A 25,683-nucleotide genomic window follows, 5' to 3' on the forward strand; every position below is an offset into this window, starting at 1 on the left:
GACGCCCCGCCCGAACTCCGCAAACCAGCAACTGGCCCCGCCTGAGCAAGTCCGCTCGTTGCTTGTTCGCAACTAGTATTGCCGCCGGCGCGTACACCCCTCAATAGTGCAAATGCCCTATGAGCGACTGAAAGGCGGCCGTGCCCGACGATATCCAGCCGAAGTCATCCCGGGCGTCCCTCAATGAGGCGATCAACCGGATCTACCAGGGCGTCCTCACCCTCCCGTACGCTGAGTTCAAGGAGCTTACCCTTCGCCAGCTGCGCGAGGTTCTGGCGTTCGACTCCGGCGTCTGGGCGTCCGGCGCGCACTCGACCAACACCATCCATAGCGTCGCTTTGGTCGACCATGCGCCCGAGATGCTGATGAACTACGCGCTGAACTGGCAGGCGCACGACTTCGTGCGCGCCGCCGCCGTCGCCGAGCCGGGCGTGGCGTTCCGCAACGAGGACGTCATGGCGCTGGCCGACTATCACCGCACCGACATCTATCGCGAGTTCTCCAGTCCCGCCGGCATCGAGCATGCGCTGGGACTGGTCCATGCCGATCCCGCCGCGGACCTCGGCGAGATGCTGTTTCTGTTCCGCGCCGATCCAGCCGCCGCGTACTCCGACGCCGAGCGCGATCGGCTGCAGTTGCTGATGCCGCACTTGGCGACCGCCTGGCGGCAGCGCCAGGCGTTGGCCGCCCATGAGACCAGCGCCGTGCTGCCCGGTCGCAGTCACGCGGTGATCGATGACGACGGCCGGCTGCAAGCGGCCGACTCCGGGTTCAGCGGGCTGTTGCGCAGCGCCTTCCCAGACTGGACCGGGCCGCTCTTGCCAGCCGAGGTCCGCATGATCCTGCAGCCGGGGACGTCGGAGCTGACTGCGGCCGGCCTGGACTTCCACCTCATGCGCAGCCCGGGACGCAGCGTGCTCTCGGCGGGCCGTCGCGACGATCAGGGGCTGACGCCGGCCGAGATGCGGGTCGCCCGCCTGTTCGCCGACGGCGCCTCGCATGGCGAGGTGGCCGCGAAGTTGGGTGTTCGCCCCGCCACGGTCCGCAACCAGCTCACCTCGATCTACCGCAAGCTCGACATCCATTCGAAGGCCGAGCTTGCGCGGCGGTTCCCGCCGTCAGGCGGCTAGAACTTGTAGCCGAACCCGGCCGAGACCACCCACGGATCGAGCTTCACCTTGCTCTTGAGCGCCCCGCCGTTGACCGAGGCGTCGGTCTCGAAGAACACCTTCTTGACGTCCAGGTTGGCGCTCCACGGCCCGCTCAGAGCGACGTCGACCCCGGCCTGCAGCGCATAGCCAAAGCCGTTGTCGATATCGACCTTGAAGCCGTTCTCGTCCTCGCCGCCGTAGAAGATCATGTAGTTGACGCCCGCGCCGACATAGGGACTGACCTTGGCTTGTGGCGCGAAGTGGTACTGCAGCGACACGACCGGCGGCAGCACCCAGGTTTCGTGCACCGCGACGTCCGTCCCCGGCCCGACCGCTTTGACCTCGTGTTGGGTGGTCCCGGCGATGGCCTCGATGGCGAGGTTGTCGGTCAGGAAGTAGGTCAGGCCCAGCGTCGGCATCACGTCGTCGCCGACCTTGGCCTTCAGGCCGCTGTCGGCGCCGCCGCGGGTCAGGATCGGATCCTCTGCATCGGTCAGGACGCCGCTGATGCGGGCGTTCAGCATCAGCAGTCCTTTTTCCTTCGGACGAAAGTCCTGCGCGGCGGCGGGCGCGGCGATGGCGAGGGCGGCCCCAAGGGCCACCGCAAAGCGAGCGGTCGTCATGAATATCCCCAAAACTCTTGTGACTATTACCTGGGGAGACATCCCGCCGATCAGGAAGCTGCGCCTTGACCGACCTCAAATCGGCGTACTGGCGGACGGCGCCGCGCATGGCTAAATGCGCCTCATGCGCACAGAAACGCCCCAGGCGATCCGGCTCGCCGACTACACCCCGCCCGCCTTCCTGATCGACGAGGTCCGTCTCGACTTCGACCTCGCGCCCAACACCACGCGGGTGAAGGCAAGGCTGAGCATCCGGCGCAATGGGGAGCACGCAGATCCCCTGGTGCTGAACGGCGAGCGGTTGAAGCCGATCTCGGTGGCGCTGGACGGCCGCATGCTGGCTGAGGATGAGCGCACGATCGACGCCGAGTTCCTGACCGTGCCCAACGTTCCGGACGTCTTCGTGCTGGAGACCGAGGTCGAGATCGACCCGGAGAACAACAAGGCCCTCGAAGGCCTCTACATGTCCGGCGGCCGCTTCTGCACCCAGTGCGAGGCCGAGGGATTCCGCAAGATCACCTGGTATCCGGACCGGCCGGACGTGCTGTCACGCTTCACGGTGCGGATCGTCGCTGACAAGGCGTTCCGCCATCTGCTGTCGAACGGCAACCTGCTGGAGGCCGGCGAACTGCCGGGCGACCGCCATTTCGCGGTTTGGAACGACCCCTTCCCCAAGCCCGCCTACCTGTTCGCCCTGGTCGGCGGCGAACTGGACGTGCTGGAAGACAAGCTGGTCACCATGACCGGCCGCACCGTCGACCTGCGCATCTTCGTCGACACCGGCATGGCGCCGCGCGCCGCCTACGCAATGGACGCGCTCAAGCGCTCGATGAAGTGGGACGAGGACGCGTTCGGACGTGAGTACGACCTCGACCTCTTCATGATCGTCGCTGTCCGCGACTTCAACTTCGGGGCCATGGAGAACAAGGGGTTGAACATCTTCAACTCCTCGCTGCTGTTGGCCGATCCCGCCACCGCCACCGACCTCGACTACGAGCGTATCGAGAGCGTCGTGGCCCACGAGTACTTCCACAACTGGACTGGCGACCGGATCACCTGCCGCGACTGGTTCCAGCTGTGCCTGAAGGAAGGCCTGACCGTCTTCCGCGACCAGAGCTTCTCGGCCGACATGCGCGGCCACGCGGTCCAGCGGATCAAGGACGTGAAGGCGCTGCGCGCGCGCCAGTTCCCCGAAGACCAGGGCCCGCTGGCCCACCCGGTGCGCCCGTCGAGCTACATGAAGATCGACAACTTCTACACCGCGACGATTTACGAGAAGGGCGCCGAGGTCATCCGGATGCTCAAGACCCTGATCGGGGCCGAGGCCTTCCGGCAGGGCATGGATCTCTATTTCGAGCGCTGGGACGGCCACGCCACCACGGTCGAGGAATTCATCCGCTGTTTCGCCGAGGTCAGCGGCCAGGACCTGAGCGACTTCTTCGCCTGGTACGAACAGGCCGGCACGCCGAAGGTGTCGCTCGCCCACCGCTATGACGCCGCGGCGCGCACCCTGACGGTCGAGCTCAGCCAAGCGACGCCGCCGACGCCGGGCCAGCCCGACAAGCGGCCATTGCCGGTGCCGGTGATCCTCGGCCTGCTCGACGGCGAGGGCCGGACCCTGGCCTTCGAGCGTGACGGCCAGGCGGTCGACGAGACGTTGATCGTCCTCGACGGCGCCGCCAAGACCGTGACCCTCACCGGCGTTGACGCAGCACCGGTGGTTTCGGCCCTGCGCGGGTTTTCCTCGCCGGTGACGCTGCGCACCGATGCGCGCCCGGCCGATCGCTACGTGCAGCTGGCCGGCGACCCTGACCTGTTCAATCGCTGGGAGTCCGGCCAGGAACTGGCCCGCGCCCTGATCATCGCCCGCGCCCAGGGCGCGCCGGACGAGGTCGGCGAAGAGCGTTTCGCCGAGGCTCTCGGCCGGGCGCTGTCCGACCAGGCGTCCGACCCGGCGTTCAAGGCTCTGCTGCTGTCGCTGCCTAGCGAGTCCGACCTCGCCCTGGCCATCCAGCCGGCCGACCCGGCCGCCATCCATGAGGCGCGCGAGGCGCTGCGGACGCGCCTGGCCCTGCACCTGACCGACGACCTCAAGCACCTGCACATCGGGCTGCAGGAGCTCGGCGAGTTCTCGCCGGACGCGGCCAGTGCGGGACGTCGGGCGCTGCGCAACGCCGCCCTGGACCTGATGTCCGCCAATCCGCGGGCCGAGATCGGCGAGCTGGCGGACGGCCATTATCGTGCCGCGGCCAACATGACCGACGCGATCGGCGGCCTGTCGGCGCTGATGCTGGTTGGCGGCGAGCTCTACGAGAACGCTCTGACCGACTTCTTCGAGCGCTGGAAGTCCGAGCCGCTGGTGATCGACAAGTGGTTCGCCCTGCAGGCCCGCGACCCGGACGAATCGGCTCTGGGCCGCGTCATGGGGCTGACCGCACATCCGGCCTTCGACCAGAAGAACCCTAACCGCCTGCGAGCGCTGGTCTCGACCTTCGCCAACTTCAACCCGGCGCGCTTCCACGACCCGAGCGGCGCCGGCTACCGGTTCCTGGCCGACCAGATCCTAGCCGTCGACGGTTTCAACCCGATGACCGCCGCGCGCCTGGTCGAACCTCTCGGTGGCTGGCGGCGCTACAAGCCCGAGCTCGGCGCGCTGATGAAGGAGCAACTGGCTCGCATCGCCGCGACTGAAGGCCTGTCGAAGAACGTCTACGAACTGGCCAGCAAGGCGTTGGCCGACTAGCGCCACCGACCGTCCCCGGCGCACGGCAACGAACGGAATCTTTACGTGAATTCCGGAACGTCGGGGACAGGCTTGGAGCGCCCGTCATGTCCCTTCATCGGCTGCGGTTCCTGATCGTCGATGACAGCACCCACGCGGTGAACCTGGTGAAGGCGATGCTGCGCGGGTTCGGCGCCAGCCAACTCGACGACGCCCAGACCATCGCGACGGCCAAGGCACGGATGCGTGCGTCGCCGAGCGATATCGTCATCCTCGACTACATGCTGGGCGCCGAGGAAGGCGTCGACTTCGCGCGCTGGCTGCGCACCGCGCCCGAAAGCCCGGCGCCCTATACGCCGATCATCCTGCTGACCGGCCATGCCGACCGGCCAAGGATCATGGCTGCGCGGGACGCCGGCGTGAACGAGTTCTGCGTCAAGCCGATCACCCCCGCCGACCTGCTCAAGCGCATCGCCTGGGTGATCGACAAGAGCCGGCCCTTCGTCCGCTGCGGCAGCTATTTCGGACCCGATCGCCGCCGGCATGATGACCCGAAATACACAGGTCCGGAACGTCGTGCCGATCGGCGCGCGAAACCCTGACGGTTGAGCTAGACGGGCCGTGACGCGACCAGCCGGCTTGCGTAGACTCATCGTTAAGGTGAATCGGCACGCAGAGGAGCGGCTGGGCTTTGGCCAAACGCGGGGGCAAGGACAAGGCCGAAGGTCGGCCCGGCCGCCTGCGCGGCGCCCCCGCGCCGGGGGCGGGGCTCCTTGCGCACCAGGGGTTCGTGCGCATCGCCATCCTGTCGACCCTGCTGCTGCTGGCCGTCTACACGGCGGTCGCCGTGGTGCGGATCAGCCGCGAGCCCCAGGCCCAAACGCTTGAGAACGCCGCCCTGCCCGGCCGCGCCGAGGCGCTGGCCGGACGCATCGAGGCCGAAGGCGCAGCGCTGCGCGGCGGCCTGTTGGCGGCGCGAGAAACCCTACAGCGCCGCGCCGACCCACCGCTGGACGCAGCCGAATCCGGCCTGGCTGTGGCCGCAGGCGCCGCCACCGCCGTGGCCGTCCTCGACGATCAGGGCGTGATCGCGCTGGCCGGCAAGGCGACGGGCGTCGATTGGCGCGCCCTGACGGCCGAGATCGAGCGCGGCAAGACGGCGCTCTGGTTCGGCGGCTCGGCCCAGGCCTCGCCGGCGATGGCCGCCTCGATCGAGGCGATGACCCCGAAAGGCCGACGCCGCATCGTCGCCATCGGCGATCCGACACGTTTGGGCGCCGCCCTCTCCCCAGACCAGGCGCTCGCCGCCGCCGACGGGCGGATCATCGCGGCGCTCGGCGCCGGCGGACTGTCGCAGGCCCCGGACGTCAGCCGGGGCTTCGGCGTTTCCGCCGCCGATCTCAACCGCGCTGGCGGCCTGCTGAAGGGCGCCAAGCCTGACGGCGCGCCGCTCGACATCGTGGCCCGCCCGTCGATGGGCGGCGCGTTGCTGACCGTGGCGGCCACGCCTTCAAGCGCCCACGAAGGCCTGTCGGTGAGCCGCGAGCTCGCCTGGCTCACCGCCCCGTTGGTGGTCGCCTTCGCGCTCGGCCTGCTGCTGCTGAATCAGAGCCGCCGCATTGAGAGCGCCCAACAGGCCTTCATCGACTCCGAGCAACGCTTCCGCCTGGCGGTCGAGGCCGCCCGCTGCGGGATCTGGGAGTGGGACTTGACCACCGACCAGATGTTCATGTCCGACGTCACCGGCGCGATCCTCGGCTGGGGCGGCGGCGGCGTGGTCTCCGGCCAGGAGGTGTTGGACCGGGTGTCGCCCGATCATCGCGAGCGGGTCCGCCAGGCGCTGTCGACGGCGGCGATGTACGGCGGCTTCGACGTCTCGTTCCGCGTCCCCTCGCTGCAAGGCGGCCGGCCGATCTGGATCGACGCCCGCGGCCAGGCCTTCTCCCGCCCGGGCCATGAAGGCTATTCGCGGATCATCGGGGTGGCGCTTGATGTCACCGAAGAACGGATGGCCCAGGCCCGCGCCCAGGCCGCCGAGGGCCGGCTGCGCGACGCCATCGAGAGCGTCTCCGAAGCCTTCGTGCTGTGGGACCGCAATGGTCGGCTGCTGCTCTGCAACCAGAACTTCCGCAGCGTCTTCTCGCTGGAGCCGCGGCTGCTGAAGCCCGGCGCCCTGCGCGACGAGGTCAGCCGCTTCGCCCAGCTGGCGATCCAGCAGGAAGGCCCAAGCCCCGATGGCCGCAAGGGCGTGCGCGAAGCTCAGTTGGCCGACGGCCGCTGGATCCAGATTTCCGAACGCCGCACCGCCGAAGGCGGCCTGGTCATGACCGCCGCCGACATCACTGCGATCAAGACCCAGGAAGCAGCTCGCCGGCTCAACGAGGAGCAGCTGCAACGCGCGGTCGAGAACCTGGAACGCAGCCAGGAGCAGCTCTCGGAACTGGCCCGCAAGTACGAGATGGAGAAGGTCCGCGCCGAGGGGGCCAACAAGGCCAAGAGCGAATTCCTGGCCAATATGAGCCACGAGCTGCGCACGCCGTTGAACGCCATCAACGGCTTCTCCGAAATCATGGTCGGCGAGATGTTCGGCACGCTCGGCGACGCCCGGTACAGGGGCTACGCCCAGGACATTCTGTCATCGGGCCAGCATCTGCTGGCGCTGATCAACGACATCCTGGACATGTCGAAGATCGAGGCCGGGAAAATGAGCCTGAAGCTCGAGCCGCTGGCGCTCGAGGAAGTGGCCGAGGACGCCGCGCGCCTGGTGCGCAATCGGGCCGAGGCCGCTGGCCTGACGCTGACCATCGACTTCCCGCACCTGCCCGAGGTCGAAGCCGACTATCGGGCGGTCAAGCAGGTGCTGCTGAATCTCCTGTCGAACGCCATCAAGTTCACGCCGCGCGGCGGCCGCGTGACCGTGCGCGCCGAGGGCCGGCGGGACCCGACCGGCGAGAGCATCCGGGTCAGTGTCCAGGACACCGGGATCGGCATCGCCCAGGATGATCTGGCGCGCCTGGCGCGGCCGTTCGAACAGGTCGAGAGCCAGCACTCCAAGACCACCCAGGGCACCGGCCTGGGCCTGGCCCTGACCAAATCGCTGGTCGAGATGCACGGCGGCATGCTCGACATGCAGAGCGCTCCGGGCGAGGGCACCATGGTCTCGTTCACCATCCCCCTGCGCCGGGTGGACGCCGTCCAACCGGTCGGCGGGTTCGCGGCAGCCTAGCGGGGGCGATCGGTCGGCGGCTGCGGTCCCCGCGGCCGCTCGGTCAGCCCACGCGCCAGGACCTTCCGTTCCTCCGGCGACAGTCCTGCGGCGAAGTCGATCGTGTCGTTCTCGATCTGGCCGCGGGCGTCGGCTTCCTGAGCGCGAATGTCGGCCAGCCGGCGTTTGGCGGCGGCCGGATCGAACGGCTCCTGGCCGATCGAACGCCAGGTCTCCATCCGCGCGGCCCGGGCCGCCTGCATGGCCTCACGCACCTCCGGACCTTGGTCGCGCAATGCCCGGCGATACGCCTGCGCCTGATCCGGCGGCAGGGCGTCACCGGCCCGCCAGAGCGGCGGGTTCGGACGCTGGGCCATATGCGGCCGCTCGGCCCGCACCTTCTGCCCGACGACCAGGCCGCCTGCCACCGCGCCGACCAGGAACAGGTTCAGCGCCAAGGAACCGAAGAGGGCGATCAGCAAGGTCTTGCGGCTCATCTAAGCGCCCTCCAACGTCACCAGACCCGACAGGTCGTCATAATTGCTGACCGCAGCGCTCACCGTGTCCTCGGAGGCCGGCGCCTGGGTCAGGTCCGAAAGCATCACACCGACGACCAGGCCGGCCGCGCAGGCGGCGGCCAGACCGGCGCCGACCCCCGCGCGCAGGAACCAGGCGCTCAGTCCCCAACGACGGCGCGGGGCCGGGGCGGAAGCCACCACCGCCTCGCGCAGCGCCGGCGAGACCGCCATCGGCGCCCAGAGAGCGAGCGTCGCGTCGAGTTCGCCTGCATCGCTGAGCACGATGCGCGCAAATTCCGGTTCAACGGCCATGAGCATCGCGGCGGCGTCGCGTTCGGTGGCCGGCCAGCGGGCGATATCGCCGCCATAGGCCTGAGCTAGGATCTCGAAACGTTCGTGGGTCATGCGATCAACCTCCCACCATGTCCGCCAACGCCGCGCGCAAGGCGCGCCTCCCCCGCCCCAATAGACTTTCCAGGGCCTCGACGCTGACGCCCATCAGGCTCGCCGCCTCGATGTTCGAGAGTTCCTGGTAGTGACACAGCACGATCGCCTCGCGCTGCCTGTCCGGCAGGCGCTGCATGGCCGCCGCGACCCGGTCCCCGATATCCTTGGCTTCCAGGCCGCGGTCCGGCGCCGGCCCCTCGTCCGCCTGTTCCGGCGGGTTGTCGGTCACGACCTCCCTGCGGCGGCGCAATCGGTCGTAACAGAGGTTCAGCGCCACCCGGTGCAGCCAGGTGTCGAACCGTGCGCCGCCCGGGCGCCAGCTGGGCGCCTGCTTCCATGCCCGCACGAACGTCTCCTGGGCCACGTCCTCGGCTTCGGCGGGATCGCCCAGCATCCGCCCTGCCAGGGCGAGCAGCCGCGGCAGCTTGCGGGCGACGAGCGCGCGCACCGCCGCCGGGTCGCCGTCGCCCACGCGCGTCAGCAGCTCCTCGTCCGGGTCGCTCAAACGTCACCTCGCCTGCGAGGGATGGGAGCCTGCAATGTCGTTCAATCGCCGTCACGGCCTCTGTTCTGTCGAAGGTCGCATCTCGCGCCCTGCCGACCGTTCAACGCGCCGCCCCGTCCGATCCGTCGCTCAGGCCCCGACAATCGTTTCGTAGGCGGTCCGCGCGCCTCTTCGGGCCGTCTCCAACTTCGTGCGGAGCGCCCGGAAGTCACGGACGTCGCCGGCGCGGGCCAGCAACGTGCGGAACGCCTTCGGCTCGTCCGTCGGGTCGGCGTTATCGCCGAGCGCCACCTTGAGCAGTTGGGTGAGGTTCTGCTGCAGCGTCCACGCCTTGCGCAGCGCCGCCAGTGCGTCGGCCGGGGCTAGCCCGTCGAACGCCGCCAGCGCCTCGGCGGTGTTCTGGCGCAGCGGCCCGCCGTCCGCCGCATGAGCCAGCTGCAGGAACTGAGCCGCGAACTCGATGTCCACCAGACCACCGGGCGACAGCTTCAGGTCCCACTCCCCTTTCGGCGGCCGCTCCTGCTCCAGCAGCGTGCGCATGTCACGCACATCAGTCGCGGTGCGGTCGCGGTCGCGCGACCGGCGCAGGGCGGCTTCGACGGCCCCCGCAGCGGCTTCGGCGAAATCGGGCGAGCTGGCCCAGACCACTCGGGCTCGCGTCAGGGCCAAGAGCTCCCAGGTCTCAGCCTCGCGCTCGTAATAGTCCTCGAAGGCGGTGAAGCTGACCGCCACCGGTCCCTTGGTGCCCGAAGGGCGCAGCTGCATGTCGACTTCGTAGAGCTCGCCCTCGCCGGTCGGCGTCGAGAGCGCGGCAATCAGGCGCTGGGTGAAGCGGCCGTAGAAGACGTCGGCGCTCCACTCCTTCACGGACGAGGCCGCGCCCGGCTCGGCGGCGCGATAGAGCGTCATCAGGTCGAGGTCCGACCCGGCGCTCATCTCGCGCGAGCCGCACTTGCCGAGCGCGATCACCGCCACCTCGCCCGGAAAATGCCCGCCCAGCCGCTCGGCCTCGGTCAGCGCCGCAGGCGCGAGCGCCTCCATGCAGATGTCGGCGAGATCAGCGAAGGCGCGACCGGCGAGTTCAGCGCTGGCCGCGCCGCTCATCACCTGCACCCCGACCCGGAACGCCTGCTCGCGGTGGATGCGGCGTACGGCGTCCATCACCTCCTCAAAGCCGTCGGCGCGGCTGACCGCATGCGCCATGACGCTGCGGTCCTCGTCGCTGTCGATGCTGGCGAAGAAGGCGCCGTCGAGCAGCGCGTCAAGCGCGGCCGGCCGCCTCGCCAGGGTGCTGGCCAGCCGCGGGGCGAAGGCCATGACCTGGACCATCAGTTCGAACAGCTTTGGCTGGGCCAGGAACAGCGACTGCAGCTGCACGCCCGACGACAGCTTGGAGAAGAACGCCTCGAAGCGGGTGAAGGCGGCGTCCGGCGCGCCGCTGGCCTGGGCCGCGTCGAGCAGCCTAGGCGCCAGCCGTGTGAAGAGTTCGCGGCCGCGGGCGGTTCGGGTCGCCTGGATATGACCGTGGTGCCAGCTGCGGATCGTCTGCGAGACGGTTGCGGGATGCGAGAAGCCCATCCGCGCCAGGGTCGCCAGCGTCTCCGGGTCGTCTTCGACGCCGGTGAAGATCAGGCTGCCGAACCGAGAGGACAGTTGCTCTTCATCCGGGAAGAGCTCGCCGTAGCGGCGGTTGACCGTCTTCAGGGTGCGCTCGATGGCGGTGTCGAAGCTGCGCACGCGGTCGAAGCCGGAGAGCGCAGCGACCCGCTTGCGCTCGCCGTCGGACTCAGAGAGCCGATGGGTCTGTTCGTCGGCCAGCATCTGCACCCGGTGCTCGGCGCTTCGCAGCTGGCGATAGGCCTCCGTCAGCTCGTCGGCGGCCTGAGGCGAAACGTGGCCGGCCGCCTCCAGGGCGCGCAGCGCATCGAGCGTGCGCGGCGAGCGCAGCTCCGGATGGCGGCCGCCCAGGATCAATTGCTGGGTCTGCACGTAGAACTCGATTTCGCGAATGCCGCCACGGCCGAGCTTGAGGTCGACGCCCTTGGCCGTCAGCCGGTCGTCGACCTTGTGGACGTGGATCTGCCGCTTGATTGAATGGATGTCGGCGATGGCCGCGAAGTCTAGGTTCTTGCGCCAGATGAAGGGCGCTAGCTCATCGAGGAACGCCTGGCCGCGGCCGATGTCGCCGGCCGCCGCGCGGGCCTTGATGAAGGCTGCCCGTTCCCAGTTCTGGCCGACGCTTTCGTAGTAGTCGAACGCCGCCGGAGCCGGCACCGCCGGCGGGGTCGAGGACGGATCGGGCCGCAGCCGCAGGTCGACCCGGAACACGTAGCCGTCGCCGGTCTTGTCCTGCATCATGTCGGCGAGGCGATGGGTCAGGCGGACCGCGAAGGCCTGGGTCTCGACGCCATCGGCCAACGGCAGCACGTCGGGCTCGTAGAAGACCGAGATGTCGATGTCGCTGGAATAGTTGAGCTCATAGGCGCCGTGCTTGCCCATGGCGATGCAGAACCAGCCGGGGACAGGCCCCTCCTCGCCCGTACCAACACGGGTCAGACGGCCGGCGTCGAGTTCGCCGCGCGCGGCGACCGTCAGCGCCGAGTGCAGCGCCGCGTCGGCGAAGCGGGTGAGCGAGCCGGTCACCTGATCGAGATTCCAGACCCCGCCGAGATCGGCCAGCGCGATCAGCAGGTGCGCCTCGGCCTTCAGCTTGCGCAGCCCGGCCTTGGCCGCGTCCCAGTCGGCGTCGGCGAGCGCGGCAGTCCGGGCCAGCAGGTCATCGAACCGCGCCTCGGGCTCGCTGTCGAGCAGATCACGCAGTCGGATCGGATCCCTGCGCACCAGGCCGGTCAGGTAGGGCGACGCGCCGAACACGGGCGCCAACGACGGCCAGGCCCGTTCGAGCTGCGCGCTCCAGCTGTCGCGCGCCGCGGCGTCCTCCAGCACGTTTCGGGCGCGCTCGGCGGCCTTCTCGTCGGCGATCGGACCGCAGGGGCGAATGGCGTCAATCAATCGAGTCATCGGGGAACGACATTAGCCGGGCGGCGGCGGCGCGCCACCCACGGTGGGGGAGGATCAGCCCGCTCGCGGCAGGATCAGCGCCACCCGCAGCCCAGGCCCCATCTCGCCGACCTTGCCGGGACCTTCCGAAAGCTCGAGCCGGCCGCCATGCGCCTCGGCGACGGCGGCGACCAGGGACAGCCCGAGGCCGGAGCCGGGCTCGCTGCGGCTGTTCTCCAGCCGCACGAAGCGCTCAACCACGCGAGCGCGATCTTCGTCGGGGACGCCCGGACCGGTGTCGGTGACCGAGAACTCGATCTCCCCCGACGACCGGCGTCTCACCCGCAACATGATCGCCCCGCCGGCCGGTGTGTACTTCACCGCGTTGTCGAGCAAGTTGGCCAGCGCCTGGGCCAGGAACTCGCGGTTGCCGCGGACCTGAAGGTTCTTGGCGAACTCTGCCCCGAACTCCAGGCCCTTGTCCTCGCAGGTCGGTTCGTAAAGTTCAGCCAAGTCCGCGGCCAGTTCGGCGGGGTCGAACAGACTCTGATCAGGCGCTTGCCCCGCAGCCTGCAGGCGGGCGATGGCCAGAACCGCGCCGAAGGTCTTGAGGACGCCGTCGGTGTCGTCGAGCGCCTGGGCCAGGGCCTCCTCGGCGTCGCCCTTGCCGGCCTCGACGTCGAGATAGGCCGTCTCCAGCCGCGCGCGAAGACGGGTCAGTGGGGAGCGCAGGTCGTGGGCGATGGCGTCGCCGGCGTGGCGGTGGCCGGCCATTGAGCGCTGCAGCCGATCGAGCATCTCGTTGATGCCCTCAGAGAGCTCGTCGAACTCGTCGCGGGCGCCGCGCACCGCAGCGCGGGCGTCGAAATCGCCGTTGCGAACCGCGGCCACCACGTCGTTCAGCGCGCCCATGCTGCGCGAGACGTTGCGGCTGACCAGCAGGCCGCCGGCCAGGCCGAGCACGATCACCAGCGCCCCGGCCCCCCAGAGCGCGCGGGTGATCTTCACGACATAGGCTTGGTCTTCGCTGATGTCGGCGCCGACGAACAGGATCTCACCGCCGCTCAGCCGCTCCTGGATGCCGCGGGCCGGATGCTTCACCAGCCGGCCCTGGGCGTCCGCGTCGGTGACCGAGAAACTGGCGCGGGTCGAAACACCGACGGCCGCGCCGGCGTCTTCGATCGGCGACTCGGCGATCGAACCGGAGATCCGCGCGCCGTCAGGCTTCATCAGCAGATAGAGGAACGGCCGCTCGCTGGCCGCGCGCTCGATCAGCGACTGGTTCACCGCATCAACGCCGGCACGGTCATAGGCCGCCACCAGCGAACGCATTTCACGGGTGATGTTCTGGTCGGTGCGCCGCGTCGCCTCGCCCGCGGTCGCCAGATAGATGTAGGCCAGGAACGCACTGGCGGCCGCTGCGAACAGCGCCAGGAACAGCAGCGTCAGCCGGAACGGCGTGGTTCGAAAGAGCCTCGGCAGGCGCATGGCGCGCGCCTGCCCCTACGGATCGAGGCGGTAGCCCGCCCCGCGGACGGTCTGCAGCATCGCGCGTTCGAAGCCCTTGTCGATCTTCGAACGCAGACGCGAGACGTGCACGTCGATGACGTTGGTCTGCGGGTCGAAGTGATACTCCCAGACCTTTTCGAGCAGCATGGTGCGCGTCACCGACTGGCCGGCATGGCGCATCATGAACTCCAGCAGCTGGAACTCGCGCGGCTGCAGGTCGATCTCCTTGCCCTGTCGGTGCACGGTGCGGGCGATGAGATCCATCTCCAGCTCGCCGACCCGCAGGAGCGTCTGCACCGAGCCGGTCTCCCGGCGCCGAGACAGCGCCTCGACCCGGGCGATCAGTTCGACGAAGGCGTAGGGCTTGACCAGGTAGTCGTCGCCGCCGGCCTTCAGGCCCTCGACGCGGTCGTTGATCTCGCCGAGCGCCGACAGGAACAGCACGGGGGTCTGATCGCCCTCGCGCCGCAGCGCCTGGACCATCGACACCCCGTCCATCCGCGGCATCATCCGGTCGACGATCATGACGTCGAACTCGCCGGCCTGGGCGGCGGAGAGGCCCGCCTCCCCGTCGCTGGCGCGAACGCACTCATGACCTGCCTCGGTAAGGCCGCGGTCCATGACCTCGGCCGCTTCGAGATCGTCTTCGACAATCAGTATCCGCATCGACTCAGGCCCCCAGGTCCGCTCAGCCTAGCCGGAGATCTTCAGCGGCAGGAAGGACGTACGGCCGCCGCGATGCACCCCGACAAGGATGCTCTGACGCCCGGCCTTCTTGGCCGCGGTGACCGCCGCAGAGAACTCGCTCGCCGTAGTGATAGCCTCGCCGTTCGCCTGGACGATGATGTCGTCCTTGCGCAGGCCGCGCTGAGCGGCGTCCGACGATTGATCGACGCTGGCGATCAGCACGCCCTTGAAGCCCGGGTCGAGGTTCAGGCGACGACGCGAGGCCTCGTCGATCGGAGACAGGGCCAGGCCGAGGACGACCGGGCGCTGGGCCTGGGCCTCCGGCTTGTCGCCGCCGCCGCGGTTCTGGCCGCCCTGCTGGTTGTCGTTCGCCGCGAGTTCGCGTTCGGTCGGACGCACGCCTGAGCGGATCTCGACGTTCTTGCGCTTGCCGGCGCGCAGGACGTCCAGCCGCAGCACGTCGCCCGGCTTGGCCTTGGCCACTTCGCGGGTCAGCTCGGACGAGGTCTTGACGTTCACGCCGTTGACCGAGGTGACGATGTCCCCCGATTGCAGGCCGCCGCGCTCCGAGGGACCGCCCGGGGTCACATTCGCGACGATGGCCCCGCGCTGGGCGCCCATCCCCTGGGCCTCGGCCATCTCGGCGGTGAAGTTCTGGATCGACGCGCCGATGTAGCCGCGGGTGATCTTGCCCCCCGCGATCAGCTGCTTGGTGATCGAGTCGGCGACGTCCGCAGGAATGGCGAAGCCGATCCCGACCGAGCCGCCCGACGGCGAGAAGATCGCAGTGTTGACGCCGATCACCCGCCCGTAGACGTCGAAGGTCGGACCACCCGAGTTGCCCCGGTTGATCGGCGCGTCGATCTGGATGTAGTCGACAAAGGTCTCGCCGATGTCGCGGCCGTAGGCCGAGATGATGCCGGCGGTCGCCGTGCCGCCCAGCCCGAACGGATTGCCGACGGTGATGACCCAGTCGCCGACGCGCGGCTTGCCGGCGTTTTCGAAGTTCACATACGGAAAGCCGCTGCCCTTGACCTTGAGCACGGCCAGATCGGTGCCCTCGTCGCGGCCGACGACCACGGCGTCCAGTTCGCGCTCGTCCTTGAGCACGACCTTGATCTCCTTGGCGTTCTCGACGACGTGGTTGTTGGTGACGATGTAGCCGTCGCCCGAGATGAAGAAGCCCGAGCCCGACGATTGCTGGCTGGGCAGGCGCGGCTGACCACGACCCTGGCCCTGCTGGCCCTGCTGGCCTTGTTGACCCTGGCCCTCCTCGTCGTCGCCGCCCCCGCCGCCCGGCGGCTGGCGCGGAACGATGTCGAACGGGAAGTTCTCGAAGCCCGGAACGCGGCGCAGGGCCGACGGGTCGACGTCGGAGGTGACGTTGATCGAGACGACGGCGGGAGAAACCTTCTCGAAGATGTCGGCGAAGGACAGCGGCGCGCCCGGCGGCGGCGCGAAGATCGGCGCGGTCGAGGTGCGCATCAGCAGGCTGCGATCGACGCTGGAATCGGCCCGCGGCTGATCCGCAAGGTTCGCGCCGGCGAGAGCCGCAGTCGCGACGCCGACGCCCGCCAGGGCGCCGAGGAGATAACCGGTCTTCTTCGAGGTCATAAGCCTTCAATTTCCCTGTGGGCGCCCGGTGTCAGATAGCACGGGCACGTCCCCGACAACCTATGTTCGATGCCAAAGAGCGCAATGTCTCTCAAGTTACGTTTAGGTCACGCTCGGCTCTTCATAGCGTTCAATGTTTGGCGCAATCTTGTCACGCTGTTCAATCGCGCGACAGGTCGTCCAGGCGCGCAGCTTCCTCGGGCGATAGCGCCTCGTCGGCCGGCCGGTTCCGCAGGGTACGGAACAGCAGCCACAGGCCCAGCAACACCACCACCAGCGGCGCGCCCCAGAGCGCGGCGTTGCCCAGCGAGAAGGCAGGCTTGAGCAGCACGAACTCGCCGTAGCGATCGGTCAGGTGCTTGCGGACCTCGGCGTCCGTCTTGCCGGCCTTGACCTCGTCACGAACGAGCCGGCGCAGGTCGGCCGCCAACTCGGCGTTGGAGTCGTCGATCGACTCGTTCTGGCAGACCAGGCAGCGAACCTCCCGGAACAGCTCGCGGGCGCGGGCTTCCTGCGCCGGATCGGGCAGCCGTTCGGCCGGATCCGACGCTGCGGCGATGCAGAGCACCGCCCCCAGGATCGCCGCCAGCCGCTTCATGCCGCCACCGCCTGCTGCTTGCGCCCGGCGCCCAGGCGCAGCCGGCGGTCGGACAGCGAGACCACGCCGCCGAGCGCCATGATGCCGGGGCCGATGAAGATGAGCAGCGCCCAAGGGTTCCAGTAGCCGCGCACCAGCCAGACCGGCTCGCCGGCGGCGTCGCGACGCTCGCCAAGCACGACGTAGAGGTGATCGAGGCCGCGAGTGCAGATTGCGACCTCGGTCGTGGTCTGGCCGCCAGCCGGGTAGAAGCGGCGCTCGGGCTTGGGCGCGCAGATCTGCGTGTCGCCCTTGAAGGCGCGCAGCAGGCCGCGTTCGGCCTCGTAATTCGGGCCTTCGACGCCGCGGATATCGTCCAGCACCAGGCTGTACTCGCCAAGGTTCAGCCGCCCGCCGATCGGCAGGGTCTCGGCCGCCTCGAGCTTCCAGCCGGTCTCGAAGCAGGCCCCGAGCACAAAGACGCCGAGGCCCAGATGCGCCAGGGTCATGCCCCACGCTCCACGCGGCAGGCCGATGAGGCGCCGCCAGGTTTCAGCGGCCGAGGCGCGGAACATGCGGGTGCGCTCGACCAGTTCGACCAACGCCCCGACCACAAGCCAGGCGCCCATCGCCACGCCGGCCGCCGAGAACGCCTTGCGCGGGCTGATCAGGGCGTAGGCGGCCAGGCCGCAGCCGACCGCGATCAGTGCCGCCAGCCACAGGCGTTGAACGACGCCGTTGAGGTCGCCGCGCTTCCAGGCCAGCAGCGGCCCGGCCGGCAGCAGGATCGCCAGGGCGGCCATCAGCGGCGTGAAGGTCAGGTTGAAGAACGGCGGCCCGACCGAGATCGCCTCGCCGGTCGCAGCCTCACGCATCAGCGGATAGAGCGTGCCCAGCAGCACGGTGGCGGTGGCCGCCGCCAGCAGGATGTTGTTCAGCACCAGCGCGCTCTCGCGGCTGACCGGCGCGAAGACGCCGCCCCGCGCGAACAGCGGCGCGCGCCAGGCGAACAGGGCGAAGCCGGCCCCGGCCGTGACGCCGAGGATGGTCAGGAGCAGCACGCCGCGGGTTGGATCGACCGCGAAGGCATGCACCGAGGTCAGCACGCCCGAGCGCACCAGGAAGGCGCCGAGCATCGAGAAGGTGAACGCGGCCAGCGCCAGGAACACCGTCCAGCCAGCCATCGCGCCGCGCTTTTCGGTGACGATGGCCGAATGCAGCAGCGCTGCGGCGATCAGCCAGGGCATGAAGCTGGCGTTCTCGACCGGATCCCAGAACCACCAGCCGCCCCAGCCGAGCTCGTAGTAGGCCCAGAACGAGCCAAGCGCGATGCCGACAGTCAGGGCGCTCCAGGCCGCCAGGGTCCAGGGGCGCACCCAGCGCGCCCAGGCCGCGTCGACGCGGCCCTCGATCAGGGCGGCGACTGCGAACGAGAACACCACCGACATGCCGACATAGCCGACGTAGAGCGCCGGCGGGTGGAAGGCGAGCGCCGGGTCCTGCAGCAGCGGATTGAGCGAGCGGCCCTCCACCGGCGCGTTGATGACGCGGTTGAACGGGTTGGAGGCGAAGACCGTATAGGCCAGGAACACGACGCCCAGCACGCCCTGCGCCGAGATGGTCAGGGTCTTGAGCCCCGCCGGCAGATCGCGGCCATAGATCGCGACGGCCGCGCCGCAACCGGTCAGGGCCAGGCACCACAGGAGCATCGAGCCCTCGTGGCTGCCCCAGGTCCCGGCCACCCGATAGAGCAGCGGCTTGGCGGTATGGGAGTTGGCGGCGACGTTGGCGACCGAGAAATCCGACGTCACGAACGCGTACATCAGCGCGGCGAAGGCGACGAGCAGCGCGACGAAGGCGCCGATCGCCGCGCCCTGCCCGGCGCCGGCCATCACCGGCGAACGGCGCCAGCGCGCCAGACCGCCGACAAGCGCTTGAGCGACGGACAGCGCCAGGGCCAGCGCCAGAGAGAACGCCCCGATTTCGACGATCATCGCGCGGCCGGTTCCGCCGAATAGCTGGGCGCCGGCGCGCCTTCGCCGCGCCATTCGCCTTGCTCCTTGATGGCCTTGGCGACCTCGCGCGGCATGTACTTCTCGTCGTGCTTGGCCAGCACCTGCTTGGCCTTGAAATCGCCGTCGGCCTGGAAAGCGCCGGTGGCGACGATCCCCTGACCTTCGCGGAACAGGTCCGGCAGATCGCCCGAATAACTGACCTTGGTGGTGGCCAATTGATCGGCGACGACGAACTCCACACGGCCGTCCGGGTGTTTGACCACGCTGCCCGGCTGCACGAGCCCGCCCAACTGGATCGAGCGGCCGACCGGCGGCTTGGCCTCGGCGGCCTGGGCCGGCGTGTAGAAGAACGAGATCGAGTCCGAGAGACCCCACAGGGTCAGGCCGACCGCGAGCGCCAGCACCGGCGCGATGGCCGCGACCAGATAAAGGCGTCGGCGCGCCTTCGGGGATTTGGGCAGCCAGCCGCTCATCGCATCGGTTCCGTCTTAGCCGCCAGGTCCAGGGCCTTGAGAATATCGGCCTTGCCGGCGTAACGCGCCTTGGCTTCCGTCAAAGTCGCATCGCGCTTGGCGGCGTCGCCGAGCACGGCGTAGGAGCGGACCAGCTTCACCCACCCCTCGGGGTCGTCGGGCTCCGCTTCGAGCTTGGCGGCGAGGCTCGCGACCATCCCTTTGACGGCGGCCATCTGGTCGTTGTCGAACTTCGGCGCTGGCGCGCCTTCGGCCTCGGCGATGACCTGCTGCACGGCGGCGCGGCGCGGATCGGTGGCCGGCAGGTCCGTCGCGAGCGCGCGCCAGGCGGCTAGGCCCTCGGCGCGTTGGCCGCCGGCGACCTGGGCGCGGGCCAGATGGAAGCGGGCGCTGACCGACTTCGGGTCACGCTTCAGCGCTTCCTGGAAGGCGCGCTGCGCCTGAGGCGAGACCTCGCCTTGAGCCTGGACGACCAGAACCTCGCCGAGCCCTTCCCAGAGATCGGCGCGGTCCGGAGCCAACTCGATCGCACGGCGCATCGCGCGCGCCGCTGCGTCGGGATTGTCGGACGCCATCTCGGCCTGGGCCAGGAAGCCGTAGGCCTCAGGGTCGCCGCCGCGCTCGGCGATCAGCGAATTCAGCACCACCGCCATTTCCGGCGGGGTCAGTTCCGACGGATCGGCGGCGCGCCAGGCGGCGACGCGCGCCTTGAACGGCTGGTCGCCCATGCCCGGCGAGCCGACACCGAAGTAGAGACCCAGCGCCAGCAGCGGCGTCAGGGCGGCGAACACCAGCACGATCTTGCGTTGCGAGAGGTCGACCGACCATGGCGCGCTTTTGGCGTCGGACGCCCCCAACAGGCGACGCGCGGCCTCTGCATGGGCGATGGTGCGTTCGGACGCGGGGATGAGCCCGCGGTCGGCCAAGTCGTCGATTTCGCGCAATTGGCGTCGGTAGACCGCCGCGGTCGGATCATCGGCGCCGGCGAGCGCCGCCGCGCGAGCCGATTTCCAGAGGACGAGACCAGCGCAGAGCGCAGAAAGCACGCCCGCAACCACCCAGAACGCGATCATGGCGCGGCTTTAGCCGAAAGACGCCGTCAGTTCCACAGGTCCGATCGGCGCAGCCCAAGTTTCAGGCAGAGTTTAGAGCGGTCGGGCCGGGTCTTCCCAGGCGGGGCGCGGCGCGGTGACCGCCCCGAATGCGCTCGCCGCGCGGCGACGCACGATTTCTCTCGCGCGGGGTTCGTGGATCAAGCCGGCGAACTCGGCGGCGACCTGCAGCTTCAGGGCGGCGATCTCACGATCCGGCGCCTCACCTTCCCGCACGCGGGCCAGCACGTCCTCGACGTATTGGTCGAGCGCTTCGCCGGCGGCCTCCATCACTTTAGCGCGCGTGGAGGCGAAGCCGCCGTAGTTGGCGCTCGCGCGAATGCCCTCGGCGAAGCTGAGCAGACTGCGGCAACGCTCGACGTGGCCTTGATCGGGCGGCGAGCTCAGCTCCGGCTCGGTGATCAGGGCCCGCGCCACCCGCACCTTCTGGCTCGGCAGGGCCGCCGTCTGCAGCCGCGGCAGCTCACGCAGTCGCTTTTCGACGACCGACGCCAACGACTGTTTCTGCTTCTGGATCCGGCCGCCCCAGCCGCCCTCGCGCGCCAGGTCGATGGCGTTTTCCAGCTCAGTGACCTGCAGGGTTAGAATCTCGACAGAGGCCGCAGCGGCCTCGCCTGTCGCGGCGCCCCCGTTCAGGTCGAAAGCCGCCACCGTCCTCAAGTTGGCGTCGACCGAGTCCATCAGCCGGGTCGCGAACACCGCCAGCTCTGACCCCGAGAGGTAGCTCTCGGTCGGGTGGTCCATCACCGCCGAGACGATCCGTAAGATGGTCCAGGGCTCGGCGAGCTGCGCGCCCAGCATCTCGAAGAACCGCGGACCGGCGTCGTCGCCCGCCCGGCAGGCGTCGCGATAGGCGAGCCGCGCGGCCGCCGCCCGCTCCTGGGTCGTACGGCCGATCCACTCGGGCAGCTTTTCGGTCGCGCGGCGAACGACCGGCGACATGACCAGGCAGGTGCGCAGCATAGCCGCCCCGCCCGCGCGATCGGCCTCGACGACGTCCAGCGCCGCAACGATGTCGCGCTGGGTGCGCGCATCGATCTCATCGACCAGGCGCGCCGTCAGGCGGTCGAAGGCCTCGTTCGAAGTCACTCCAGGCTCGAAGTCGGCCATGACCAAGGCTGCGGCTGCAACGTCCTCGGGGGCGACGTCGCGCAGCCCGCGCCAGAGCATCGGCAGCGCGCGAGGCGGGAAGGCGAAACGCTCTGGATCGCCGCGCCGGTCGAAGAACAGCGGCGCAATCGGCTGCAGGGCCTTGTTCCGTAATGTGCGCTCGGCGACCTCGGCCTCGACCACCCGGCGCACGCCGGCCAGGGCGGTGTCGCCTTCCGCCGCCGCCAGCGCGTTGCGCAGGCCGCTGATCACCTTGTCGGGAGCCCCGGCCACAAGGGTGCGGACGATGTCGATCTTGGCGTCGGGCAGGCCGGCCATATGGGAAGACGCTCCACTGCGGGCGCACCTCTCCCGCACGGCCAGACCATCGCTCCGGCGAGTTAAGGCTTTACGAAAAGTCCTGCAAAATCAGGCCTCAGCCCGCGGTAGATCCAACTCGACCAGAAGTCCGCCAAGTCGGGCCTCGCCCAACTTCAGCGAGCCGCCATAGGCGCGCGCCAGTTCGTCGACAATCGACAGCCCAAGGCCCGAACCAGGCGCGCTTTCGTCGAGCCGCGCCCCGCGACGCACGACGGCTTCACGCTCTTCGGGGGTCAGCCCTTCGCCGTCGTCCTCGACGGTCAGGCGCAGGCGCTCGCCCGGCGCAGCGCCAGCGCGGACCCGGACCTTTCCCTTGCACCACTTGCCGGCGTTCTCCATCGCGTTGCCGGCCAGTTCCAGCAGATCCTGACGCTCGCCGAGGAAATAGAGGTCGTCGTCAGCGTCCCAGTCGATCTCGACACCCTTGTCGACGAAGATCCGCTCCAGGGTGCGCGAGAGTTCGTCGAGCACGTCGGCCACCGAGGTTCGCTCGCCCGATCCCTGGGTGCGCGCCGCGGCGCGGGCCCGACGTAGGTGGTGATCGACCTGCATGCGCATCGCCTCGGCCTGGCCCTCGACGACCTCGGCCAGCGGCCCGCCGGTCTGGCGCGCCTCGGTCAGCATCACCGACAGCGGGGTCTTCAGCGCATGAGCGAGGTTGCCGACGTGAGTGCGCTGGCGCTCGACGACCTCCTGGTTGTGGGCCATCAGCGCATTGAGCTCGTCGGCGAGCGGCGACAGTTCGCTGGGATAGGCGCGCTCCACCCGCTCGGCCTTGCCGCGCCGTACCGACGCCACTTCGCGACGCAGGGCGAACAACGGGTTGAGGCCGACCCTTACCTGGATCACCACCGCGGCGATCATGCCGACCGCCAGCAGCACGAAGGCGATGGCGGTGGCGGTGACGAAGCCGCGCACGTCGCGGTCGACCGGGCTGCGGTCCTCGGCGGCCATAAACACCACCGGCGCGGCGCGGCCCGGCAGTTTGGCCTGCGTGGCCATCGCCCGCAGCGGCTCGTTGAGCGGCCCGAAGGTGTCGTAGGAAACCGGCTGGCCAGGTTTGGCGTCCAGGCGGCCGACGATGTCCGCCGGCGACTTGAGCTCGCTGTCCCAGAGTGAGCGGGAGCGCACGAGCACCCGCAGCTTGCCGCCCTCGCCCGGCTCGGCGATCTGCCAGTACTTGCCGGAGAACGCGCGCAGGGCCCGGAGGTCGGTCAGGGCCGGCGCCACGACCTCGCCCTTCTCGGCGATGGTGGTGCCGGCGGTAAGATTGTCGATCAGTTCGGAAAGGCCCTGGTCGAAGCGCCGCAGCGCCGCCTGCTGGAAAAGCAGCGCCAGCACCAGGGCGCAGACCACCAAAACGGCCAAGCTCCAGCCCGCGGCCAGGATCACCAGCCGCCGGACGAGCGAGGGCTGGCCGAGGGTCGGCATGGTCACGAGCCGGCCGCCCCGCCCCCCAGTTCCTCAGCCGGAGCGGTCAGGCGGTAGCCCAGGCCGCGGACGGTCTCGATCCGGTCGGCGCCGATCTTCTTGCGCAGCCGGCCGATGAACACCTCGATGGTGTTGGAGTCACGGTCGAAGTCCTGGTCGTAGAGATGCTCGACCAGCTCGGTGCGGCTGATCACCCGGCCCTGATGCATCATCAGATAGTGAAGCAGGCGGTACTCCAGCGAGGTGAGGCGCAGCGGTTCGCCGTTGACGCTGGCGCGGGCCGCTCGCGGGTCGAGACGCAAGCCGCCGAGCGACAGGCTAGGCGCAGCATGTCCGGCCGAGCGGCGCAGAAGCGCCCGCAGCCGCGCCAACAGCTCCTCGGTGTGGAACGGCTTGGTCAGGTAGTCGTCGGCGCCGGCGTCGAACCCGGCGACCTTTTCGCTCCAGGCGCCGCGCGCGGTCAGGATCAGCACCGGCACGGCCATGCTCTCGCGCCGCCAGCGCTCCAGCACAGACACGCCGTCGACCTTGGGCAGGCCGAGATCCAGGATCACCGCGTCGTAGGGTTCGGTCTCGCCCAGGAACTGGGCCTCCTCGCCGTCTGCCGCATGGTCCACCGCATAGCCGGCGTCGCCGAGCGCCGCCTTGAGCTGGCGCGACAGGTCCGGATCGTCCTCGACCAGTAGAATACGCATGGAACTCCTTAGCCGCCCTGGCGCGAGATGATCTGGCCGCTCTGGGCGTCGACCACGAAGATAATCACGCGGCCGTCGTTGGTCTGCCACTGCACGAAGTAGGCGGGGCGTCCGCCCGCATCGCCTTGGGTCGTGTTGAGCTGGCGACCCGGCGTGCGCGAAGCGATGTTGGCGATTACCTGCGACAGCGGCACCTGACGGCCGCCGCGCACGGCGTCGCGGGCCGCGTCCTGATCGTGCCTGCCGCCATAGGACGGGCGACCGTAGTCAGGGTACGGCTGGGCGACCGCCGCAGGAGCGGCCGCTAGCAACGCGGCGATGACAAGGAGGCGTTTCATGAACCGCAGCATTAGATCCAGATCACTGAACCGGGCCTGAATACGGGGTTTATGAAGGTCCGCGCCGACGCTGTCACTGGCGACGGCGAAAACTACTTCTTCCTGGGCGTGTACGGACGCTCTTTGCGCCAACGCTCGGCGAAGCTCTCAAGCTCCTGGTCTGGCTTGTCGGGCAGCATCAACACGATGCGCGCCAGCAGATCCCCGCGCTTGCCTCGGCTGTCCGACAGCCCCTTGCCCTTCAATCGCAGCGACTGGCCGCTGTTGGCGCCCTTCGGAATGGTCAGCGTCACCGCGCCGTCCGGGGTGCGGGCCTCGACCTTGCCGCCGAGCACGGCGTCGGGAATCGCGACCGGCAGGTCCATCACCAGCGCCTCGCCTTCACGGCGGAAGATCGGGTGCGGCCGCATGACCAGCTCGATGAACGCGTCCCCCGGTCCGGCGCGGCCCGGCGAGCCCTGGCCTTTCAGGCGCAGGGTCTGGCCTTCTTCGGCGCCCTTCGGAATGGTGACGTCGATCGTTCGGCCGTCCGAGAAGGCGATGCGCTTCTTTGCGCCGTGGATCGCTTCCTCGAGGTCGATTTCCAGCTTGGCGCGCACATCCGAGCCGCGCTGGGAGAATCCGCCGAAGCCGCCACCGCCGCCGCCACGCCGACCAAGGATCTCGCTGAACAGGTCGCCGAGGTCGCCGCCCTCCATGGTCTCGGAATGCCGGCCTTGCCCGCCCCACGGATTGCCCTGCTGACCGAACGGACCGCCGCCGCCGAAGCCGCGCATCGTCTCGCGACCGTCAGCATCGATCTCGCCGGCGTCGAACTTCTTGCGCTTCTCGGCGTCGCCCAGGATGTCGAAGGCGGCGCTGACCTGTTTGAAGCGCTCCTCGGCGGCCTTGTTGCCGGGATTGGTGTCGGGGTGGTGCTGCTTGGCGAGCTTTCGGAACGCCTTGCGGATCTCGTCAGCGCTCGCGCTGCGAGAGACGCCCAGCTCCTGATAGGGGTCGCGCGCCAAGGAAGGGACCTCTCAAACTTCGGGGAGATACTACGGGGCACTCAATTAGGCCGTTTGGCGGGCGGCGCAAGCCTCGTTGTGACATATTTACCACAACGAGGGAGCCGCAACTAGTCTCCGCCGCGCTCCTCCAGAAGATCCCACGCCGCATATTGAATGGCGTCCTCCGGATCCTCCAACGTTTCCTCACTTATCGTCTCGCCACGGATCGAGACGCCGGCCGCGTGCACGCTCTCCGGATCGCCGGAGACCAGCGGGTGCCACGACGCCAGGCCACGCCCTTCGTTGATGCGGCGATAGGCGCAGCTGAGCGGCATCCACTGCAGCGCGTCGATGTTCTGCGGCGTCAGCTTGATGCAGTCGGGCACGTGCTTCTTGCGCTCGGGATAGTTCGTGCACGTGCAGCGTTCGGAATCGAAGAGCTTGCAGTGCACGCGGGTCGGAAAGACCTCGCCGGTGTCCTCGTCCTCAAAGCGCACCAGACAGCAGAGCCCGCAGCCGTCGCACAGGCTCTCCCACTCGCGCACCGTCATCTGCTCGAGCGACTTCGTTTCCCAGAAAGGCCTCGAAGCCATGCTACAGGC

Annotated in this window: 22 protein-coding genes; 4 read left to right on the plus strand and 18 right to left on the minus strand. The window is 69.2% G+C overall.

Going from position 1 to position 25,683, the window contains the following annotated elements; translation table 11 throughout:
- The first annotated feature begins 140 nt into the window (after positions 1 to 140).
- Entirely contained in the window at positions 141 to 1,130 is a 990-nt protein-coding gene (locus ACSQ2H_RS16360; RefSeq protein WP_436062448.1) for a helix-turn-helix transcriptional regulator, read from the plus strand.
- On the opposite strand, the gene ACSQ2H_RS16365 is transcribed toward ACSQ2H_RS16360, so the two are convergent.
- On the minus strand, positions 1,127 to 1,774 hold the full coding sequence (locus ACSQ2H_RS16365; protein ID WP_436062449.1) for an OmpW/AlkL family protein: 648 nt from the start codon (positions 1,772 to 1,774) through the stop codon (positions 1,127 to 1,129). The two genes, ACSQ2H_RS16360 and ACSQ2H_RS16365, sit on opposite strands and share 4 nt — an antisense overlap.
- A 124-nt stretch (positions 1,775 to 1,898) precedes the next feature.
- On the opposite strand from ACSQ2H_RS16365, the gene pepN reads away from it, so the two are divergent.
- From pepN to ACSQ2H_RS16380, 3 genes are all read left to right on the plus strand, one after another.
- On the plus strand, positions 1,899 to 4,517 hold the full coding sequence (gene pepN / locus ACSQ2H_RS16370; RefSeq protein WP_436062450.1) for an aminopeptidase N: 2,619 nt from the start codon (positions 1,899 to 1,901) through the stop codon (positions 4,515 to 4,517).
- An 86-nt stretch (positions 4,518 to 4,603) separates the two neighbouring features.
- Positions 4,604 to 5,098, plus strand: coding sequence for a response regulator (locus ACSQ2H_RS16375; protein ID WP_436062451.1), 495 nt, complete (start codon positions 4,604 to 4,606; stop codon positions 5,096 to 5,098).
- Between the two features lie 89 nt (positions 5,099 to 5,187).
- A complete protein-coding gene (locus ACSQ2H_RS16380; protein ID WP_436062452.1) occupies positions 5,188 to 7,722 on the plus strand; it encodes an ATP-binding protein in 2,535 nt (844 codons plus the stop codon).
- Here ACSQ2H_RS16380 and ACSQ2H_RS16385 read toward each other — a convergent pair.
- The 17 genes from ACSQ2H_RS16385 to ACSQ2H_RS16465 form a co-directional block, all read right to left on the minus strand.
- Positions 7,719 to 8,198: a periplasmic heavy metal sensor gene (locus ACSQ2H_RS16385; RefSeq protein ID WP_436062453.1), complete on the minus strand. Its 480-nt coding sequence runs from the start codon at positions 8,196 to 8,198 to the stop codon at positions 7,719 to 7,721. The genes ACSQ2H_RS16380 and ACSQ2H_RS16385 overlap by 4 nt on opposite strands.
- Positions 8,199 to 8,624 (minus strand): hypothetical protein, encoded by a 426-nt coding sequence (locus ACSQ2H_RS16390; protein ID WP_436062454.1) that lies wholly within the window; start codon positions 8,622 to 8,624, stop codon positions 8,199 to 8,201.
- Positions 8,625 to 8,628: 4 nt separating this feature from the next.
- Entirely contained in the window at positions 8,629 to 9,171 is a 543-nt protein-coding gene (locus tag ACSQ2H_RS16395; protein WP_436062455.1) for an RNA polymerase sigma factor, read from the minus strand.
- Positions 9,172 to 9,300: 129 nt separating this feature from the next.
- The gene (locus tag ACSQ2H_RS16400) at positions 9,301 to 12,192 is read right to left on the minus strand and encodes a bifunctional [glutamine synthetase] adenylyltransferase/[glutamine synthetase]-adenylyl-L-tyrosine phosphorylase (protein WP_436062456.1); all 2,892 of its coding nucleotides are present in this window, start codon (positions 12,190 to 12,192) and stop codon (positions 9,301 to 9,303) included.
- A 54-nt stretch (positions 12,193 to 12,246) separates the two neighbouring features.
- Positions 12,247 to 13,659, minus strand: a complete 1,413-nt coding sequence (locus tag ACSQ2H_RS16405; RefSeq protein ID WP_436062457.1) for an ATP-binding protein — start codon at positions 13,657 to 13,659, stop codon at positions 12,247 to 12,249.
- Between the two features lie 15 nt (positions 13,660 to 13,674).
- Complete coding sequence (locus ACSQ2H_RS16410) at positions 13,675 to 14,346, minus strand: response regulator transcription factor (RefSeq protein ID WP_436062458.1); 672 nt, start codon at positions 14,344 to 14,346, stop codon at positions 13,675 to 13,677.
- 27 nt (positions 14,347 to 14,373) lie between these two features.
- Positions 14,374 to 15,981 (minus strand): Do family serine endopeptidase, encoded by a 1,608-nt coding sequence (locus ACSQ2H_RS16415; RefSeq protein WP_436062459.1) that lies wholly within the window; start codon positions 15,979 to 15,981, stop codon positions 14,374 to 14,376.
- 160 nt (positions 15,982 to 16,141) lie between these two features.
- Complete coding sequence (locus tag ACSQ2H_RS16420; protein WP_436062460.1) at positions 16,142 to 16,579, minus strand: cytochrome c-type biogenesis protein; 438 nt, start codon at positions 16,577 to 16,579, stop codon at positions 16,142 to 16,144.
- Positions 16,576 to 18,552: a heme lyase CcmF/NrfE family subunit gene (locus ACSQ2H_RS16425; RefSeq protein ID WP_436063580.1), complete on the minus strand. Its 1,977-nt coding sequence runs from the start codon at positions 18,550 to 18,552 to the stop codon at positions 16,576 to 16,578. The genes ACSQ2H_RS16420 and ACSQ2H_RS16425 overlap by 4 nt, the downstream gene beginning before the upstream one ends.
- The gene (gene ccmE, locus ACSQ2H_RS16430; RefSeq protein ID WP_436062461.1) at positions 18,549 to 19,046 is read right to left on the minus strand and encodes a cytochrome c maturation protein CcmE; all 498 of its coding nucleotides are present in this window, start codon (positions 19,044 to 19,046) and stop codon (positions 18,549 to 18,551) included. The genes ACSQ2H_RS16425 and ccmE overlap by 4 nt, the downstream gene beginning before the upstream one ends.
- Positions 19,043 to 20,119, minus strand: coding sequence for a c-type cytochrome biogenesis protein CcmI (gene ccmI / locus ACSQ2H_RS16435; RefSeq protein ID WP_436062462.1), 1,077 nt, complete (start codon positions 20,117 to 20,119; stop codon positions 19,043 to 19,045). Before ccmI ends, ccmE begins: the two co-directional genes overlap by 4 nt.
- Before the next feature lie 72 nt (positions 20,120 to 20,191).
- The gene (locus ACSQ2H_RS16440) at positions 20,192 to 21,586 is read right to left on the minus strand and encodes a hypothetical protein (RefSeq protein WP_436062463.1); all 1,395 of its coding nucleotides are present in this window, start codon (positions 21,584 to 21,586) and stop codon (positions 20,192 to 20,194) included.
- Positions 21,587 to 21,676: 90 nt separating this feature from the next.
- Entirely contained in the window at positions 21,677 to 23,059 is a 1,383-nt protein-coding gene (locus tag ACSQ2H_RS16445; RefSeq protein WP_436063581.1) for a sensor histidine kinase, read from the minus strand.
- 2 nt (positions 23,060 to 23,061) lie between these two features.
- Positions 23,062 to 23,754 carry a response regulator transcription factor gene (locus ACSQ2H_RS16450; RefSeq protein ID WP_056015905.1) on the minus strand — a complete coding sequence of 231 codons (693 nt, stop codon included), beginning with the start codon at positions 23,752 to 23,754 and terminating at the stop codon, positions 23,062 to 23,064.
- Between the two features lie 8 nt (positions 23,755 to 23,762).
- Positions 23,763 to 24,092, minus strand: coding sequence for a PepSY domain-containing protein (locus tag ACSQ2H_RS16455; RefSeq protein WP_436062464.1), 330 nt, complete (start codon positions 24,090 to 24,092; stop codon positions 23,763 to 23,765).
- 92 nt (positions 24,093 to 24,184) lie between these two features.
- A complete protein-coding gene (locus ACSQ2H_RS16460) occupies positions 24,185 to 25,099 on the minus strand; it encodes a DnaJ C-terminal domain-containing protein (protein ID WP_436062465.1) in 915 nt (304 codons plus the stop codon).
- A gap of 110 nt (positions 25,100 to 25,209) precedes the next feature.
- Positions 25,210 to 25,674 (minus strand): YcgN family cysteine cluster protein, encoded by a 465-nt coding sequence (locus ACSQ2H_RS16465; RefSeq protein WP_436062466.1) that lies wholly within the window; start codon positions 25,672 to 25,674, stop codon positions 25,210 to 25,212.
- Positions 25,675 to 25,683: the final 9 nt, after the last annotated feature.

The sequence above is a fragment of the Phenylobacterium sp. LjRoot97 genome (genome assembly GCF_964254345.1).
Taxonomy (GTDB): domain Bacteria; phylum Pseudomonadota; class Alphaproteobacteria; order Caulobacterales; family Caulobacteraceae; genus Phenylobacterium.

Bases quoted from the DNA above. Each gene is read 5' to 3' on its own strand.
- ACSQ2H_RS16365 (WP_436062449.1), bottom strand. From the start codon at position 1,774: ATGACGACCGCTCGCTTTGCGGTGGCCCTTGGGGCCGCCCTCGCCATC.
- pepN (WP_436062450.1), top strand. From the start codon at position 1,899: ATGCGCACAGAAACGCCCCAGGCGATCCGGCTCGCCGACTACACCCCG.
- ACSQ2H_RS16375 (WP_436062451.1), top strand. From the start codon at position 4,604: ATGTCCCTTCATCGGCTGCGGTTCCTGATCGTCGATGACAGCACCCAC.
- ACSQ2H_RS16385 (WP_436062453.1), bottom strand. From the start codon at position 8,198: ATGAGCCGCAAGACCTTGCTGATCGCCCTCTTCGGTTCCTTGGCGCTG.
- ACSQ2H_RS16390 (WP_436062454.1), bottom strand. From the start codon at position 8,624: ATGACCCACGAACGTTTCGAGATCCTAGCTCAGGCCTATGGCGGCGAT.
- ACSQ2H_RS16400 (WP_436062456.1), bottom strand. From the start codon at position 12,192: ATGACTCGATTGATTGACGCCATTCGCCCCTGCGGTCCGATCGCCGAC.
- ACSQ2H_RS16405 (WP_436062457.1), bottom strand. From the start codon at position 13,659: ATGCGCCTGCCGAGGCTCTTTCGAACCACGCCGTTCCGGCTGACGCTG.
- ACSQ2H_RS16410 (WP_436062458.1), bottom strand. From the start codon at position 14,346: ATGCGGATACTGATTGTCGAAGACGATCTCGAAGCGGCCGAGGTCATG.
- ACSQ2H_RS16415 (WP_436062459.1), bottom strand. From the start codon at position 15,981: ATGACCTCGAAGAAGACCGGTTATCTCCTCGGCGCCCTGGCGGGCGTC.
- ACSQ2H_RS16420 (WP_436062460.1), bottom strand. From the start codon at position 16,579: ATGAAGCGGCTGGCGGCGATCCTGGGGGCGGTGCTCTGCATCGCCGCA.
- ACSQ2H_RS16425 (WP_436063580.1), bottom strand. From the start codon at position 18,552: ATGATCGTCGAAATCGGGGCGTTCTCTCTGGCGCTGGCCCTGGCGCTG.
- ccmE (WP_436062461.1), bottom strand. From the start codon at position 19,046: ATGAGCGGCTGGCTGCCCAAATCCCCGAAGGCGCGCCGACGCCTTTAT.
- ccmI (WP_436062462.1), bottom strand. From the start codon at position 20,119: ATGATCGCGTTCTGGGTGGTTGCGGGCGTGCTTTCTGCGCTCTGCGCT.
- ACSQ2H_RS16440 (WP_436062463.1), bottom strand. From the start codon at position 21,586: ATGGCCGGCCTGCCCGACGCCAAGATCGACATCGTCCGCACCCTTGTG.
- ACSQ2H_RS16445 (WP_436063581.1), bottom strand. From the start codon at position 23,059: ATGCCGACCCTCGGCCAGCCCTCGCTCGTCCGGCGGCTGGTGATCCTG.
- ACSQ2H_RS16450 (WP_056015905.1), bottom strand. From the start codon at position 23,754: ATGCGTATTCTACTGGTCGAGGACGATCCGGACCTGTCGCGCCAGCTC.
- ACSQ2H_RS16455 (WP_436062464.1), bottom strand. From the start codon at position 24,092: ATGAAACGCCTCCTTGTCATCGCCGCGTTGCTAGCGGCCGCTCCTGCG.
- ACSQ2H_RS16465 (WP_436062466.1), bottom strand. From the start codon at position 25,674: ATGGCTTCGAGGCCTTTCTGGGAAACGAAGTCGCTCGAGCAGATGACG.